The organism is Actinoallomurus sp. NPDC050550, assembly GCF_040655075.1.
Taxonomy (GTDB): domain Bacteria; phylum Actinomycetota; class Actinomycetes; order Streptosporangiales; family Streptosporangiaceae; genus Actinoallomurus.
In genome coordinates this window covers 1-15668 of record NZ_JBFAJC010000023.1, presented here as the reverse complement: position 1 = coordinate 15668, position 15668 = coordinate 1, and the positions used below count along the sequence as shown (strand labels likewise).

12 protein-coding genes, 1 tRNA gene and 1 pseudogene are annotated in these 15668 nt (G+C 69.5%); 7 read left to right on the top strand and 7 right to left on the bottom strand.

Features of this window, described 5'->3' with window-relative positions:
* Nucleotides 1-40 precede the first annotated feature (40 nt).
* Complete coding sequence (locus AB0I04_RS28635) at nt 41-2083, top strand: serine/threonine-protein kinase (RefSeq protein WP_360890889.1); 2043 nt, start codon at nt 41-43, stop codon at nt 2081-2083.
* An 88-nt stretch (nt 2084-2171) separates the two neighbouring features.
* Here the strand turns inward: AB0I04_RS28635 and AB0I04_RS28630 are convergent, their stop codons facing one another.
* A complete protein-coding gene (locus AB0I04_RS28630; protein WP_360890887.1) occupies nt 2172-3329 on the bottom strand; it encodes an aldose epimerase family protein in 1158 nt (385 codons plus the stop codon).
* Between the two features lie 260 nt (nt 3330-3589).
* On the opposite strand from AB0I04_RS28630, the gene AB0I04_RS28625 reads away from it, so the two are divergent.
* From AB0I04_RS28625 to AB0I04_RS28615, 3 genes are all read left to right on the top strand, one after another.
* Nucleotides 3590-4381, top strand: a complete 792-nt coding sequence (locus AB0I04_RS28625; protein ID WP_360890884.1) for an IclR family transcriptional regulator — start codon at nt 3590-3592, stop codon at nt 4379-4381.
* Between the two features lie 177 nt (nt 4382-4558).
* Entirely contained in the window at nt 4559-6598 is a 2040-nt protein-coding gene (locus AB0I04_RS28620) for a beta-galactosidase (protein ID WP_360890881.1), read from the top strand.
* Nucleotides 6599-6622: 24 nt separating this feature from the next.
* Nucleotides 6623-7345: an RNA-guided endonuclease TnpB family protein gene (locus tag AB0I04_RS28615; RefSeq protein WP_360891225.1), complete on the top strand. Its 723-nt coding sequence runs from the start codon at nt 6623-6625 to the stop codon at nt 7343-7345.
* Nucleotides 7346-7402: 57 nt separating this feature from the next.
* Here AB0I04_RS28615 and AB0I04_RS28610 read toward each other — a convergent pair whose 3' ends face one another.
* The 3 genes from AB0I04_RS28610 to AB0I04_RS28600 are packed head-to-tail and all read right to left on the bottom strand — an operon-like array spanning nt 7403 to nt 10665.
* Nucleotides 7403-8758: a sugar ABC transporter substrate-binding protein gene (locus tag AB0I04_RS28610; RefSeq protein WP_360890878.1), complete on the bottom strand. Its 1356-nt coding sequence runs from the start codon at nt 8756-8758 to the stop codon at nt 7403-7405.
* Nucleotides 8759-8805: 47 nt separating this feature from the next.
* On the bottom strand, nt 8806-9750 hold the full coding sequence (locus AB0I04_RS28605; protein ID WP_360890875.1) for a carbohydrate ABC transporter permease: 945 nt from the start codon (nt 9748-9750) through the stop codon (nt 8806-8808).
* A 3-nt stretch (nt 9751-9753) separates the two neighbouring features.
* Nucleotides 9754-10665, bottom strand: coding sequence for a sugar ABC transporter permease (locus AB0I04_RS28600; protein WP_360890872.1), 912 nt, complete (start codon nt 10663-10665; stop codon nt 9754-9756).
* Between the two features lie 243 nt (nt 10666-10908).
* Here AB0I04_RS28600 and AB0I04_RS28595 point away from each other — a divergent pair, with 243 nt between their 5' ends.
* On the top strand, nt 10909-12000 hold the full coding sequence (locus tag AB0I04_RS28595) for a LacI family DNA-binding transcriptional regulator (protein ID WP_360890869.1): 1092 nt from the start codon (nt 10909-10911) through the stop codon (nt 11998-12000).
* Between the two features lie 46 nt (nt 12001-12046).
* Nucleotides 12047-12120: transfer RNA gene (locus AB0I04_RS28590), tRNA-Pro, on the top strand.
* 70 nt (nt 12121-12190) lie between these two features.
* Here the strand turns inward: AB0I04_RS28590 and AB0I04_RS28585 are convergent.
* A complete protein-coding gene (locus AB0I04_RS28585; RefSeq protein ID WP_360890866.1) occupies nt 12191-12760 on the bottom strand; it encodes a site-specific integrase in 570 nt (189 codons plus the stop codon).
* Nucleotides 12649-13038 (bottom strand): hypothetical protein, encoded by a 390-nt coding sequence (locus AB0I04_RS28580; protein ID WP_360891222.1) that lies wholly within the window; start codon nt 13036-13038, stop codon nt 12649-12651. The genes AB0I04_RS28585 and AB0I04_RS28580 overlap by 112 nt, the downstream gene beginning before the upstream one ends.
* A 76-nt stretch (nt 13039-13114) precedes the next feature.
* On the opposite strand from AB0I04_RS28580, the pseudogene AB0I04_RS28575 reads away from it, so the two are divergent.
* Nucleotides 13115-14320: pseudogene (locus tag AB0I04_RS28575) on the top strand (IS701 family transposase).
* A gap of 315 nt (nt 14321-14635) precedes the next feature.
* Here AB0I04_RS28575 and AB0I04_RS28570 read toward each other — a convergent pair.
* Nucleotides 14636-15668, bottom strand: a 1033-nt coding sequence (locus AB0I04_RS28570) for an IS701 family transposase (RefSeq protein ID WP_360890863.1), incomplete at its 5' end; no start/stop codon positions are given.

Sequence of the window (15668 nt, the reverse complement as noted above, 5' to 3'; positions counted from 1 at the left end):
CCCCTATCTCCCGGGCCTCGGCGACGGTTATCGTCCTTCCATGCCGGAAGGCCGAGGGCGGCTGATCGCCGGGCAGTACCGTCTCATCGAGCAGGTCGGCCGTGGCGGCTTCGCGGTGGTGTGGCGGGCGCGCGACGAGCGCCTGGACCGCGACGTCGCCGCCAAACGGCTGTTCCTCCCCTCGTACTTCACCGAGGAGCAGCGCGCGGAGCAGCGCCGGCGCACACTCCAGGAGGCCCGCTCGGCGGCCCGGCTCGACCACCCCGGCGTCGTCACCGTCCACGACGTCGTCGAGGACGGGGACGATCCGTGGATCATCATGGAGTTCGTCGACGGGCGGTCGCTCGGGGAGCTCATCCGGGAGGACGGCCCGCTCCCCCCGGAGCGGGTCGCCGACATAGGGCTGCAGTTAGTCGACGCCCTGATCGCCGCGCATCGGGCCGGCGTCCTGCATCGCGACGTCAAGCCCGGCAACGTCCTCGTCGCCGAGCAACGGGTGGTGCTCGGGGACTTCGGGCTGGCGACCGTGGAGGGCGACCCCGGACTCACCCAGTCCGGCATCGTCATGGGCGCCCCCGCCTACCTGGCGCCCGAACGGGCCCGCGGCGAGCCCGCCGTCCCCGCGTCCGACCTGTGGTCGCTCGGCGCCACGCTCTTCTACGCCGTGGAGGGGCGTCGGCCGTTCACCGGGCCGAACACCAACGCGGTGCTGCACTCGATCGTCACCGAGGAGCCGGCGCCCGCGCCGCACGCGGGCCCGCTCGCCCCGGTCCTGGACGGCCTGCTCCGCAAGGACATCGCCGACCGCATCGGCGCGGATGCGGCGGCGGAGCTCCTGGCCGCGATCGCCGACCCCGCGTGGCCCCTCCTCGGCCGGGCGTACACCGATGGGCCGCGCCCGCGCGCCCTGCCGACGCCGACCCGGGAGGCCGCGGGTCGCCGTGCGCATGTCGGCAGGGGCCGTCGCCGATCCTGGGCGGCCCTCCCCGAGGCGACCCGTCCACAGCGCGCCGTGCACGGGCCTCCCCGACCAACCGACCCCGACCGACCTCCCGGCCGACCTCCCGGGCAGCGGACGTGGCACGGACGCCACCTCACGCTGCTGGTGGCCGCCCCGGTGGCCGTCCTGGCGCTCACCCTGCTGACCGTGCCCGACCAGCAGCACGACGTCGCGCGGCGTTCCCGGCCGCCGCGGCGGCCGGCGAGCACGGCTCCGCGTCTCGACGCCGCACTGACCGCGGGCCCGGGCGAGATCTACACCGTGGCCTTCAGCCCGGACGGGCGCACCCTCGCCACCGGCGGCGCGGATCACTCCGTACGGCTGTGGAACCTGCCCGACCGACGGCAGGTGGCGACCCTCGCCGGCCACGCGTACGACGTGTTCGCCGCGGCCTTCAGCGCGGACGGGCGCACCCTGGCCACCGCGGGGTACGACGGCAAGGTGCTCCTGTGGAACACCGCCGAGCGCACGCGCGTCGCGACCTTGGACACGCACGGCAACAGCGTCAGCGCGCTGACCTTCAGCTCGGACGGCGGGCTCCTCGCGAGCGCGGGCGACGCCGTCCGTCTCTGGAGCGTCCCGGACCACCGCTCGGCCGGCACGCTGCCCACCCGGGACGAGGGCATGTTCACCGCCGCCTTCGCCCCGCACGGGAGCACCCTGGCCACGGCCGGCACCTGGGCCATCCGGCTGTGGGACACCGCGCGGCCCGGTCACCCCGTCATCATGACCCGGCTGACGTCACTCGTCGTCGGGATGGCGTTCAGCCCCGACGGCCGGATACTCGCGGCCGGCGGCTATGACGGCCGCGTCCGGCTGTGGGACGTCGTGACCCACCGGCTCGTCGCGTCCCTGCCCAGCCTCCCCGGCCGCGTCAACGGCGTGGCGTTCAGCCCCGACGGCCGCATCCTCGCCTGCGCCGGAGGCGACGCCGTCCTGCTGTGGAACGCCCTGACCGGGAGGCCCGTCACCACGCTGACCCCGCAGGCGGGCATCGTCGACGCCGTCGCCTTCTCCCCCGACGGCAGGACACTCGCGACGGGCGGCGACGACGCGACCGTACGCCTCTGGGACCTCGGCTAGGGCCTGTCACGAACGGGGGCTTCGAGACAGGCCCTGGACAGCGGCACCGGGCCGCCGCTCGACGCGGGCGGCCCGGTGCCGGTCGGGATCAGTGGGCCGAGAACGACCAGACGGTCGCCGTCCGGTACGTCTGTCCGGGGCGCAGCACCGCGGACGGGAAGTTCGTGTGGTTCGGCGAGTCGGGGAAGTGCTGGGTCTCCAGCGCGAGGCCGTCTCCCTGCCGGTACTGCCGGCCGCTCGTGCCGTACAGCGTGCCGTCGAGGAAGTTGCCCGAGTAGAACTGGATGCCCGGCTGGTCGGTGTACAGCTTCAGCACCCGGCCGCTGGTCGGTTCGCTGACCTCGGCGGCGAGGCGGAAGCCCGAGCCGTTGAGGACCCAGTTGTGGTCGTAGCCCTGGCCGTAGGCGAGCTGCTGGAAGTTGTTCCGGATGCGCGCGCCGATGGGCGTCGGCTTGGTGAAGTCCATCGGCGTGCCGGCGACCGGGTCGAGCTTCCCGGTCGGGATGAGAGTCGAGTCGACCGGCGTGTAGCGGCTCGCGTTGAGCATCAGCCGGTGGTCGTAGATGCCGCCGGACCCTTCACCCGCCAGGTTGAAGTACGAGTGGTTGGTCAGGTTGACGATCGTGGCCTTGTCGGTGGTGGCCCGGTAGTCGATGCGCAGGTTGTGCCCGCTGAGGGTGTACGTCGTGCTGGCCTTGAGCGTGCCCGGGTAGTTCATCTCCCCGTCCGGGCTGGTGTAGTCGAGCCGCAGCGAGACGGAGTCCTTGCCCTTGCCCTGCGTGGCGGTCCAGACCTTGGTGTCGAAGCCCTTCGGGCCGCCGTGCAGGCTGTTGCCGTTGTTGTTCAGCGGCAGGTGGTAGGTCTTGCCGTCCAGCGTGAAGGTGCCCTTGGCGATGCGGTTGGCGTACCGCCCGATGAGCGCTCCGAAGTACGGCCCCGGGTTGTTCTTGGCGACGTAGTCGTCGAGCTTGGGGAAGCCGAGGACGACGTTGGTGCGGTGTCCGTGCCGGTCGGGGGCGTCGACCCGCTGGACGATCCCGCCGTACGTGATGATCTTGACGCTGATGGCGTTGCTGCTCAGGGTGTAGCGCCAGACCTTCGTGCCGTCGGAGAGAGTGCCGAACAGGTCCTTGGAGATGGTCGGCTTCGACGCCGCTTCGACGTTCGCCGCCGGGAGGACGCCGGTCACCAGCGCGGCCAGCGCGGCCATGCCGATGAGGCGGGATTTCGTTGGGCGGAGGGGCACGAGTGCTCCTTTCTTCGGCCCTGGGGCCGGAATGCGCATCCGCCGCCCGCCCCCGATCAGGCGGTCTTCGATGTGCTGTTGTCACGGAGGCTGCGAGAAGGCCGTCGGCCTGTCCCGCGCGCAGACCCGTCCCACCCTGTTCGAGATTTCGAACAATGTTCGAGGCCTGCGGGCAGACGCTAAATTCCGCCGCGATGCGCTGTCAAGAACGCAACACTAAGCTGTTCGGCATTTCGTACCGAGTCCGAAAGGTGGCCGGAATGGGACGTGCGGTACCAGCGGTGACTCGCGCCCTGGACATCCTCGAGCTGTTCCTCGAACGCCCCACCCTGTCCGCGCCGGAGATCACCGAGCGCCTCGGACTCCCCCGCACGACGGTCCACGAGCTGGTCACCACGCTTGCCGAACGCGCGTACCTCATCCCCGTGTCCGGCCAGCCGACGCGCTACCGGCTCGGCATGCGGCTGTTCCAGCTCGGCAGCGTCTTCGCCGACCAGCTGGATCTGGCCCACGAGGCCCGGGAGGCCGCCCAGCGGGTCGCCGCCGAATGCGACGAGACGGTCCACGTCGCGGTCCTCGACGACACCGACGTCGTCTACATCGCCAAGGTCGACAGCACCCACCCCGTCCGGATGGTCTCCGCCGTGGGACGCCGCCTGCCCGCGCACTGCACCGGCGTCGGCAAGATGCTGCTGTCCGGACTGACGCCCGAGCGCCTCGACGCCGCCTGTCCGCTCGACGGGGACCTGGCCGGCATGACCGTCCGCAGCATCACCTCGCCCGTACGGCTGCGGACGCACCTGGAGGAGATCCGGCGGGTCGGGCTCTCCTACGACGAGTGCGAGTCGAACGACGCGGTGTTCTGCGTCGCCGCCCCCGTCTACGACCACACGGGCGACATGGTCGCCGGAATGAGCATCTCGGTGCCGAGCATCCGCTGGGACGACCGGCGGCGCGAGGAGTGGAGCGGCCTGGTCCGCGGTGGCGCGGCGGCGCTCTCGCAGCGGCTCGGTCACCGCCCGCCGAGCCAGGACTCCACCGCGACGACCTGACGGCCGGGGACGGCGTCGCCGACCTCCGCGTTTCCGCAGAGGTCCCCGGGAGTCGCTGCCGGCCGACATGCCAGATCTTGACGGCGTTCGGACGACCTGCGAACATGCGGATGTTTACGTAAACATTCGTTCTGTCGCCGGTCGAGCGGGGGACCGTTCCCGGTGCGAGGAGTGCAGGTGGTCAACAACCCATCGCCCCGGTGGCTGCGGTGGCCCGCCGACGGCGCCCGTCCCGGGCTCGCGTTCGGCGCCGACTACAACCCCGAGCAGTGGCCCCGGGAGGTCTGGCGGGAGGACGCGCGGGCGATGAACGCCGCCGGCGTGACCGTCGTCGCGCTGGCGATCTTCTCGTGGGCCCGCCTCCAGCCAGCCGAGGATCGGTGGGACTTCGCCTGGCTCGACGAGGTCATGGACCTGCTGCACGAGCACGGCATCGCGGTGAACCTGGCCACCGCCACGGCCTCACCGCCGCCGTGGCTGACCACCGCCCACCCCGAGATCCTCCCGGTCGACCAGGAGGGACGCACTCGGTGGTCGGGTGCACGACAGCACTGGCGGCCGACATCCCCGGTCTTCCGCGAGCACGCGCTCGTGCTCGTCCGGGCGATGGCCGAACGGTACGAGGATCACCCGGCCCTGGCCGCCTGGCACGTGTCGAACGAGCTGGGCTGCCACAACATCTACGACTACTCCGACGACGCGGCGCGGGCCTTCCGCGCGTGGCTGCGGCAGCGGTACGGAACCGTCGACGCGCTGAACGCCGCCTGGTCGACGAGCTTCTGGTCGCAGCACTACAGCGCCTGGGAAGAGGTCCTCCCGCCCCGCCTGGCGGCTCCCTCGTCCTTTCCCAACCCGGCCCAGCAGCTGGATTTCAAGCGGTTCTCCTCCGACGCGCTGAAGGAGTACCTGCGGGCGGAACGGGACATCCTGCGCGAGCTCACGCCCGATGTCCCGGTGACGACGAACTTCATGGTCATGAGCGGCATCACCGGCATGAACTACGCCGACTGGGCCGCCGAGATCGACTTCGTGTCGAACGACCACTACGTGATACCCGGCCCGCAGGGGCAGGACGAGCTGTCGTTCTCGGCGAACCTCACCGGCAACCTGACGCCTGGCCGCCCCTGGTACCTGATGGAGCACTCCACCAGCGCGGTGAACTGGCAGCCGGTCAACCGCCCCAAGCCGGACGGCGCGATGGCGCGCGACTCCCTGACGCACGTCGCCCATGGCGCGGACGCGGTCTGCTTCTTCCAGTGGCGGCAGTCCGCGGGCGGCGCGGAGAAGTACCACTCGGCGATGCTGCCGCACGCCGGGGAGGACAGCGCGGTGTTCCGCGCCGTCCGCGACCTGGGCGCCGCGCTGCGGGACCTCGCCCCGGTGGCGGGCGCCCCGCGCAAGCCGGCGCGCGCGGCGATCCTGTTCGACTGGCAGTCCTGGTGGACCGCCGAGCTGGACTCCCACCCGTCGTCGCTCCTGCGCTACCACCAGGAGGCGCTGGACTGGTACTCCGCGTTCCTGGCCGAAGGGGTACGCGCCGACGTCGTCCCGGTCGAGCACGCGCTCGACGGCTACGACCTCGTGGTGGCGCCGATCCTCCACGTGGTGCCCACGGCCCTGGCGGAGCGGCTGCGCGCGTACGTCACCGGCGGCGGGCACCTGGTGACCACCTACTTCTCCGGCATCGTGGACGAGAACGACCGGGTGTGGCTGGGCGGCTATCCGGGTGCGCTGCGCGCTCTGCTGGGAATCCGGATCGAGGAGTTCGGGCCGCTGCCAGCCGACCAGAGCGTCGATCTCGACAACGGGTCCGTCGGCACACTGTGGACCGACCGCATCGACCTCACCGACCCCGCCGTCGAGGTCCTGGCCACGTACAAGTCCGGTGAGCAGGCAGGCCGGCCCGCCATCACGCTCCGGCGTACGGGGGCGGGCACGGCGGCGTACGTCTCGACCAGGCTCGGTCCCGAGGGCCTGCGGCCGGTGCTCGCCGAGCTCCTGCGCGTCAGCGGCGTGGACGGCGAACTGCCCGAGCAGGCCCGGGGACGAGTCGAACTGGCGGTGCGCGCCACCGGCGACGCCGAGTTCTGGTTCCTCATCAACCACACCGGAGAGCCCGTCGAACTCGGCGGAATCGACGGCCAGGTCCTGTACGGCGGAGCGGACGATCGGGTGCTGGGCCCCCACGGCGTCCGCGTCCTGCGCCGTCCCCGATGAGACCCGCCCCCGTACCCGCCGACGATCCGGCGGGTACGGGGGCGCACCACGGTCGGTGGCTCACCTAAATCTCCGAAGGATGCCCCGGCCTTCGACCTGGGTGTGAAGGACTTCGCGGTCACCTCCGACGGAGAAAGCATCGCCAACCCCCGGCACCTGGAGCGCAAGGCCCGCAACCTCGCCCGGTATCAGCGGCGGATGGCCCGCTGCCAGCGCGGGAGCATGAACCGCCGCAAGGCCAAGGCCAAGGTCGCCCGCGCCCACCGCAAGGTCCGCAACGCCCGGAAGGACTTCCTGCACCGCACCAGCACCAACCTGATCCGCAGGGCCGACACCATCGTGATCGAAGACCTCGCGGTCACCAACATGGTGAAGAACCACAAGCTGGCGCGGGTGATCTCCGATGCGGGGTGGGGGGAGTTCCGCAGGCAGTTGGAGTACAAGGCCGAACGTGCCGGGCGGCGCCTGGTGGTGATCGACCGCTGGTATCCCTCGTCCAAGACCTGCTCGGTTTGCGGGCACCTGCTCGCGGAGTTGAGTCTTTCCACCCGGCACTGGACGTGCCCCACCTGCTGCGCCCGGCATGACCGGGACATCAACGCGGCCAAGAACATCCTTGCGGCTGGTCAAGCCGTAGCCAGGCCAACCCCTGGCGATGCCTGCGGAGCTGGTGTCAGACGGCAAGGGCCCTCCCTTCCGCAGTCGGCGCTGAAACAGGAAACCCACGCCGCGAGGCGCCCGGCCTAAAGGCCGGGTCGGCCACAAAGCCGACGGGACTCCCCCTCCTTCAGGAGGGGGAGGAAGTCAATTCATGGTGAAGCCCTGCTGCTGCCCGTACTTGATCGACGCGGCCTGCCACGCCTGGAGGCCCTGCTGCAGGGTGGTACCGCTGATGTAGGCCTTGCCGGCGGTGTCGTTGAAGATGCTGTTGGCGTAGGTCTGGAACGGCAGGTAGGACCAGCCGGGGACGACGTTCTTCGCGGACTGCGCCAGAATCTCGTTGATCTTCTGGCCGCCGAAGTAGGCCGGGGTGGCGTTCAGGAAGTCCGGGGACTGGAGCGTGGCGGTGGTGGCGGGGAAGGCTCCGGCGTCCACCCGCAGCTTCACCCCGTCGTCGACATTCGCGAACTTCAGGAAGCCGTAGGCCAGTTTCTGCTGCTTACTGGCGGCGGTGACGGCCAGCGAGCTGCCGCCGTTCTCGGCGGTGGCCGTTCCGCCGGCCTGCCACTGCGGCATGGGGGCGACCCGCCACTTGCCCTTCCCGGCCTTCACGCCGGTCTCGAAGTTCGCCGGCATCCAGGCCCCCGTGGTCAGGCTGGCGATGGTGCCGTCACCGAGGCCCTTGAACCAGGCGTCGCTCCACCCCTCCACCGGCGCGACCAGCTTCTTGCTGACGAGTTGCTGCCAGGTCGTGGTGAACTTCTGCGAGCCGGCGTCGGAGAAGTTGACGCTGACGTTGGTGCCGTCGACCTTGTACGGCTTGCCGCCCGCCTGCCAGATCATGCTGGTGGTGAACCCGGCGTCACCGACGTCGTTGGTGATGTACGCCTTGGGATCGGCGGCGTGCAGTTTCTCGGCCGCCTGCACGTACTCGTCCCACGTCGTCGGCACGTTGATCTTGTACTTGTCGAAGACCTCCTTGTTGTAGAACAGCGCCATCGGCCCGGAGTCCATCGGCAGGCCGTAGATGCCCTTGCCCTGATGCACGGAGCTCCACGGTCCGGGCGAGAAGGTCCCGCTCAGCTTGTCGGCGCCGAAGCCGGTCAGGTCCTGCAGAGACTTGCCGAGCGCGAACTGCGGCACCGCGAAGTACTCGATCTGCGCGACGTCCGGAATACCCTTCCCGGCGCTGATGGCGTTCTGCAGCGCGGTGTACTGGTCCTTGCTGGTCCCGGCGTTGACCAGGTTGACCTTCACCTTGGGGTACTTGGTCTGGAACGCGGTGACGACCTGCTTGAGCGTCGGCTCCCACGCCCACACCGTGATGGAGCCGCCGGCGTTCAGTGCGGCCTGGACGTCGGCGTCGGAGACGGCGGCCGACTTGCCGGACGAATCGGATTTGGAATCACTTCCGGAGGAGCCGCAGCCGGACGCGCCGAGCGCCAGACTGGCGGCCATCGCGATTCCGGACAGGAGCAAACGACGGCGACCGTATGTCATGAAGGGGTCCTTTCGGTGAGGGCGAGGAGGGGGATCATGGCGGTCGGTCAGCCCTTGACGCTGCCCGCGGCAAGACCGGACTGCCAGTACCGCTGGAGCAGCAGGAACGCGGCGATCAGCGGCAAGATCATGAGCAGCGACCCCGTGATGACGAGGTTGAAGACGGCCTGCGCGCCCGCGGTGTGGGCCTGCGCGTTCCACCGGTCCAGGCCGAGGGTGAGCGGATACCAGTCGGGGTTCTTGAGCATGACCAGCGGCAGGAAGTAGTTGTTCCAGGTCGCGACCACGGTGAACAGCAGGACGGTGACGATCCCCGGGCGCAGCAGCGGCAGGCCGACGGAGAAGAACGTGCGGAACTCGCCGGCACCGTCCACCCGTGCCGACTCCAGCAGCTCACGCGGGATCGCCTCGGTGGCGAACGTCCACATCAGGTACAGGCCGAACGGCGAGACCAGCGACGGGATGATGATCGACCACGGCGTGTCGGTCAGGCCCAGCTTGGCGAACATCAGGAACGTCGGCACCGCCAGCGCGGTGCTGGGCACCGCGACCGCGCCGAGCACGAGGACGAACACCAGGCGCTTGCCGGGGAAGGTGAACTTGGCCAGACCGTAGCCGCCCAGCGTGGCCAGAAGGGTCGAGCCTCCGGCGCCGACCACCACGTACAGCAGGGTGTTGAGCACCCACCGCGTGAAGATCCCTCCGTCGTACGTGAAGGTCTCCCGGATGTTGCTCCACAGCGCGAAGTCGCCGGAGAACCACAGGCCGAACGAATGGAACAGGCCCTCCTGGCTCTTGGTGGCGTTGATCACCAGCCAGATGAGCGGGACCAGGCTGTAGAGCGCCGCGATCGAGGTCAGCGCGGTGAGCAGGGGGCTGCGCCGGTCGCGGAGCGAGGTCCTCCGCCGGACGATCAGCGGCCGTCGCCGAGGACCGCCGTGCCGGGCGGGGGTCCGCGGGGCAGGTGGAGTCGTGGTTCCGGTGGTGGCCATCGGTCAGACCGCCTTCCGCATGCCGCGCACCTGCACCAGATAGGCGATGATCACGGTGATCACGCCCATCACGATGGCCACGGTCGCCGAGTAGTTCTGCTGCTGTCCCGCGAACGACAGCGTGTAGGCGTAGTAGTTGGGGGTGTAGGAACTCGTGATCACGTTCGGTGCCAGGTGTTTGAGGATCGCCGGCTCGTTGAACAGCTGGAAGCTGCCGATGATCGAGAAGATCGTGGCGATGAGCAGCGCGCCCCGCAGTGCGGGGATCTTGATGGCCCACACGATCCGCAGCTGACCCGCCCCGTCGATCTCGGCCGCCTCGTAGAGCGAGGCCGGTACGACCTTGAGCGCCGAGTAGAAGATCAGCATGTTGTAGCCCACGAACTCCCAGGTGACGATGTTGCCGATCGACGCCAGGAGCAGGTGCGCGGACAGTGGGTTCGGCAGGGAGAGGCCGAAGGCGTTGTTCAGGTCGTTGATCAACCCGAACTCGGAGCCGTACATGAAGCTCCACATCAGCGTGGCGACCACGGCGGGCACGGCGTAGGGCAGGAACACCGAGACCCGGAAGAACGCCTTCCCGTACAGGCGTCCGCTGTCGACCGCCAGCGCGACGAGCAGGGCGATGAACAACATGATCGGCACCTGCACGGCCAGGAAGATCGCCACCCGGCCGAACGAGGACCAGAACTGCGGGTCCGACAGCGCGGTCCGGTAGTTGTCGATCCCGACGAACGTCGTCCCCCCGATCAGCTTCGTCTGGAAGAGGCTCAGGTAGATCGAGTAAGCGATCGGAGCCAGGAAGACCAGAGTGAACATGGCCATGAACGGCCCGACGAACTGCCATCCGCGCCAGGAGCGACGGCCGCCGGGTCGCCGGACCCGGGGCGTCACCACCGCTCGCGCCTCCGCCATGGTGAACCTCCTGCGCCGGGGCCCCGCCCACCGTTAAATGTTTGCGTTAACATTCACGATCACCTGCGACGATAGCCGGTGATCATGGAGGTGAGAGGTAACGGCGAAGATACGATGTTTACGTAAACTTATCGCGGTATCGTGGCAGCCGTCACAGCGGTCGTCAAGGGTCCGAGAGGGCCGTCCCGACCCCGCACCCTTGGCTTCGGCGGTGCCGAAGCGGTCCAGAAGGAGCGGCCGACGATGATTTCATCGGCTTCAGGCGACGGTGAGCCCCGGCAGGAAGACCCTCCGGTGGTGCCCGCCGGCGGGCGACGCAAGCAGCGCGTGTCCATGGCCGACGTGGCACGCCTCGCGGGCGTCTCCTCCCAGACGGTCTCCCGGGTCTCCAACGGCCACCCGAGCGTCGTCGGATCGACGCGGGACCAGGTCCTGGCGGCCATGCGCGAGCTGGGTTACCGGCCCAACAGCGCGGCGCGGGCGCTGCGGTACGGCGAGTTCCGCACGATCGGCGTGATCCTCTTCGACCTCAGCTCGACCGGCAACTCGCGGACCCTGGAGGCCATCGCCGCACACGCGGCCGCAGAAGGATACGCGATCACGTTGATCCCGGTCGCGGCCCGGACCCAGGATCACGTCATGGGAGCCTTCACCCGGCTGGGCGAGCTCGCCGTCGACGCGGTGATCGTCATCATGGAGGCTCACCTGCTCGACACCGTGTCGTTCACCCTCCCCCCGGGCGTCCACGTCGTCATGGTCGACTCCGACGCCGGCGACAGGTACAGCGTGGTGGACACCGACCAGGCCGACGGCGCCCGCCAGGCGGTCGAGCACCTGCTGAGCCTCGGGCACCGCACGGTATGGCACGTCGCCGGCCCGGCGGAGTCGTTCGCCGCCGAGCGCCGCGCCGCGGCCTGGCGCAAGGCATTGGAGGCCGCCGGGAGGGAGGCGCCCCCCGTACGGCACGGCGACTGGTCCACGGATTCGGGATACCGCGCCGGGCTCGAACTCGCCGAGGAGCCGGCCTGCACCGCGGTGTTCGCGGCCAACGACCAGATGGCCCTCGGCCTGCTGCGCGCCTTCGGTGAGAAGGGACGGCGCGTCCCCGCCGACGTCAGCGTGGTGGGCTTCGACGACGTTCCGGGCACCGCCGACTGGTTCGTCCCGCCGCTGACCACGGTCCATCAGGACTTCGCCGAGGTCGGCCGCCGCTGCGTCCAGGGCGTTCTCGACCAGATCCGGGGTGGCCGGCATTCGGCTCCGGGCACCACACTCGTCCCCACCCGGCTGATCGTCCGCCAGAGCACCGCACCGCCTCCCGCGGACCGCGCCTGACGGGTCATTGACCAGCCTGCGCCTGTGCTAGCCTTGGCGATGTTCACGGGACGTGGCGCAGTTTGGTAGCGCACTTGACTGGGGGTCAAGGGGTCGTGGGTTCAAATCCCGCCGTCCCGACACAGCTCAGGGGCCGGTTTCGATCTTATCGAGACCGGTCCCTTTTGGTGCTGAGTACCTAACTGAGTGACTAAGCGGCTGGATCGGACCCCGGAAATATGCGATCCATAGCCGTCGCGCCATCCTCGATCACTGGCCTGATCTGAAGTCGGTACACCGCCTCTGTGACCGCCGTCCCGCTGTGCCCGCACAGGCGCGCGATGTCCTCGATGGCCATTCCGTCATCGGACAGCAGCGACACGAAGCTGTGCCGCATCTCGCGAGGCGTCCACTCCCCCGCTGGCAGTCCTGCCTTGGCGAGGATGCGCCGGAACCCTCTGCGGACGTTGTGCGAGTCCAGTGGCGTCCCGACGCGCGACGCGAACACTAGCCCGTGCTCCTGCCACGCCTTGCCAGCGGCCTTCCTCGTGACGTCCTGCGCGTCGCGGTGAGCGCGTAGCGCCTCCACACATCGCGCCGGTAGGGCCAGCGTCCGCCGTGACCTACGGGTCTTGGTGTCTCCGCCAGAGCGCACCGACCGCCAGACCATCACGGACGGCGGTACGGGCGGTTCCGCGTCCTGCTTGCCGTCCAGATCGACATGCGACCATGTGAGCGCGCGAAGTTCCTCGGTGCGCGCCCCAACGAGCAATGAGAGCACAACGTAGGCATACAGCGCGGCCCCTCCGCAGCGTTGAGCACGGATTCGGCCTGTGCGAGCGTGAGCGCCTTCGAGGGTCGTCCCTGACGGCCGGTCGGGACCTCGCACAGCGCTACCACGTTTCGCTTGACCCTGTCGCGTGCTTGGGCGTTCCGTACGGCCCGGTGAAGAACCGAATGGATCAATCGGAGAGACCGCGTGCTGAGTTCGGGTGCCTTCTCTGCTAGCCACTTGTCCACGTCTTCGGCGGACAGTTCGCGAAGCTTCCGCGCTCCCAACCCGGGGATGATGTGCTTCTCTGCCAACGTCCGATAGTTCGCGACCGTCTCGGCATCGCGACCGTTCAGGCCGTAGGTGATTCTGCGGTCGTGGGTGTCGGGGCTGGATGATCTGTTCGCCCGGGTGGCGGGCCGGTTCCCTCGGGTGGAGCCGCGGCTTCAGGCGCGGGCGTATGTGACGGGGTAGCTGGCGCCGGTGGAGCGCAAGAACAGCTGGCAGTTGGCGGAGGCGGCGGGGGATGCGGCGCCGGACCGGATGCAGCGGTTGCTGGGTAACGCCCGCTGGGATCCGCGGGGTATGCGGGATGACCTGCGTGAGTATGTGTTCGCCGAGCTCGGGGACGACTCCGGGGTGCTGATCGTGGACGAGACCGGGTTCATCAAGAAGGGCACCGGGTCGGCCGGGGTGCAGCGGCAGTATTCCGGCACTGCGGGGCGGGTGGAGAACTGCCAGCTGGGTGTCTTCCTGGCCTACGCGTCCACGCGCGGACGGGCGCTGATCGACGCTGAGCTGTATCTGCCGAAGCCGTGGCTGACCGACCGCCAGCGGTGCGCCCGTGCCGGCATCCCGGACCAGACCAAGTTCGCGACCAAGCCCGCGCTGGCGCAGGCGATGCTGACCAGAGCGCTGCAGGACGGTGGCGTTCCGGCTCGGTGGGTCACGGCGGACGAGGCGTACGGCCAGGACCACAAGTTCCGCCGCTACCTGGAGAAACGCCGGATCGGATACGTGGTGGCCGTCCCCAGGAGCCAGTCGCTGGGGCCTGGCATCGGCTACGGCAACGGCGGATCACGCGCTGATGCGGTGACCGCCGACGCGCCGGCCGAGGCGTGGAAGAAGCTCTCAGCCGGTGAGGGAGCCAAGGGCCCGCGCCTGTACGAGTGGGCCATGGCGACCCTGGCACCGCACCCCGGCGACGACCTCGGCGGTCCCGGCAGCTTCCAGCGGTGGCTGCTGGTCCGCCGCAGCCTGGCCCCAGGCGACCAGGGCGAGCTGGAACTGGCCTTCTACCTGTGCTTCGGCCCTGCGGGCACCACCATGGCCGAACTGGTCCGTGCCGCAGGCGCCCGCTGGGCGATCGAGGAATGCTTCCAAGCCGCCAAGAACGAAGTAGGCCTGGACCAATACCAGGTCAGACGCTACGACGGCTGGCACCGCCACATCACCCTCGCGATGCTCGCCCACGCCTACCTCGCCGTCACCGCCGCCCACGCCCCAAAAGCAGCCGCGGCCTGGTCCGGCTCACCCCAGCCGAGATCCGCCGTCTCCTGGCACACCTGACCAGCGCCGCGACCCGCCCACTCGACCACGCCCTCGCCTGGTCAGCCCTCCGCCGTACCCGCCAAACCCGCGCCCGCAGCACCCACTACTGGAAACGCTGGCTCCGCCACCACCACATCCAGACCTAAATCACAAAGCCTGATAGTAGTACTAGTACTACAGTGAGCTTTTCGGTTTAGATCGTGATGTGGTTGTGGTGGAGCCAGCGTTTCCAGTGATGGCTACTGCGGGCGCGGGTTTGGTGGGTGCGGCGTAGGTCGGACCAGGCCAGGGCGTGCTGGAATGCGTGGTCGATGGTGTGGTGGGCGGCGCTGGTCAGGTGTGCCAGGAGACGTCGGATCTCGGCGGGTGTGAGGTTGACCAGGCCGCGCCTGCTTTTGGGGCATGAGCGGCGGTGACGGCGAGGTAGGCGTGAGCGAGCATGGCGAGGGTGATGTGGCGGTGCCAGCCGCCCCAACGGCGGACCTGGTACTGGTCCAGGCCGACCTCGTTCTTGGCGGCCTGGAAGCATTCCTCAATGGCCCAGCGGGCTCCGGCGACACGGATCAACTCGGCGATGGGGGTGCCGGCCGGGCCGTAACACAGGTAGAAGGCCAGTTCTTCGGGCTCGCTGATGCTGCGGCGGACAAGTAGCCACCGCTGCCGGGCGTCCGGGCCGCCGAGCAGGTCGTCAGAGTGGGGCGGCAGGGTGGCCAGGGCCCAGTCATACAGCCTCGGCCCTTTGGCTCCCTCCCCAGCCGAGAGGCGCTTCCATGCCGCGGGCGGGGCGTCGGCGGTGACCGCGTCGGCGCGGGAGCTGGTGGTGCCGTATCCGATGCCCGCACCGACCTGCTGGCTCTTGGGAACCGCCACGACGTAGCCGACGCCGCGTTGCTCCAGGTGGCGGCGGAACTTGTGGTCCTGGCCGTAGGCCTCATCGGCCGTCACCCACTGGGCCGGCGCTCCAGCCTCCAGCGCCCGGTCCAGCATCTGCTGAGCCAGGGCAGGTTTGGTCGCGAAGGCGGCCTGCTCGGGGATGCCCGCCTGGGCGCATCGCTCGCGGTCGGCCAGCCAGCACTTGGGCAGGTACAACTCCGCGTCGATCAACGCCCGGCCCTGCGTGGACGCGTAGGCCAAAAACACCCCCAGCTGGCAGTTCTCCACCCGCCCCGCGGTACCGGAATACTGCCGCTGCACCCCGGCCGACCGGTTGCCCTTCTTGATGAACCCGGTCTCATCCACAATCAGCACACCCGAGACGTCGCCGAGCTCGGCGAACACGTAATCTCGCAGGTCAGCGCGCACCACACGGGGATCCCAGCGAGCCCTGTTCAACAACCGCTGCATCCGATCCGGAGCCGCATCACCT

Bases quoted from the DNA above. Each gene is read 5' to 3' on its own strand.
- AB0I04_RS28610 (WP_360890878.1), bottom strand. From the start codon at position 8,758: ATGACATACGGTCGCCGTCGTTTGCTCCTGTCCGGAATCGCGATGGCC.
- AB0I04_RS28635 (WP_360890889.1), top strand. From the start codon at position 41: ATGCCGGAAGGCCGAGGGCGGCTGATCGCCGGGCAGTACCGTCTCATC.
- AB0I04_RS28605 (WP_360890875.1), bottom strand. From the start codon at position 9,750: ATGGCCACCACCGGAACCACGACTCCACCTGCCCCGCGGACCCCCGCC.
- AB0I04_RS28625 (WP_360890884.1), top strand. From the start codon at position 3,590: ATGGGACGTGCGGTACCAGCGGTGACTCGCGCCCTGGACATCCTCGAG.
- AB0I04_RS28600 (WP_360890872.1), bottom strand. From the start codon at position 10,665: ATGGCGGAGGCGCGAGCGGTGGTGACGCCCCGGGTCCGGCGACCCGGC.
- AB0I04_RS28595 (WP_360890869.1), top strand. From the start codon at position 10,909: ATGATTTCATCGGCTTCAGGCGACGGTGAGCCCCGGCAGGAAGACCCT.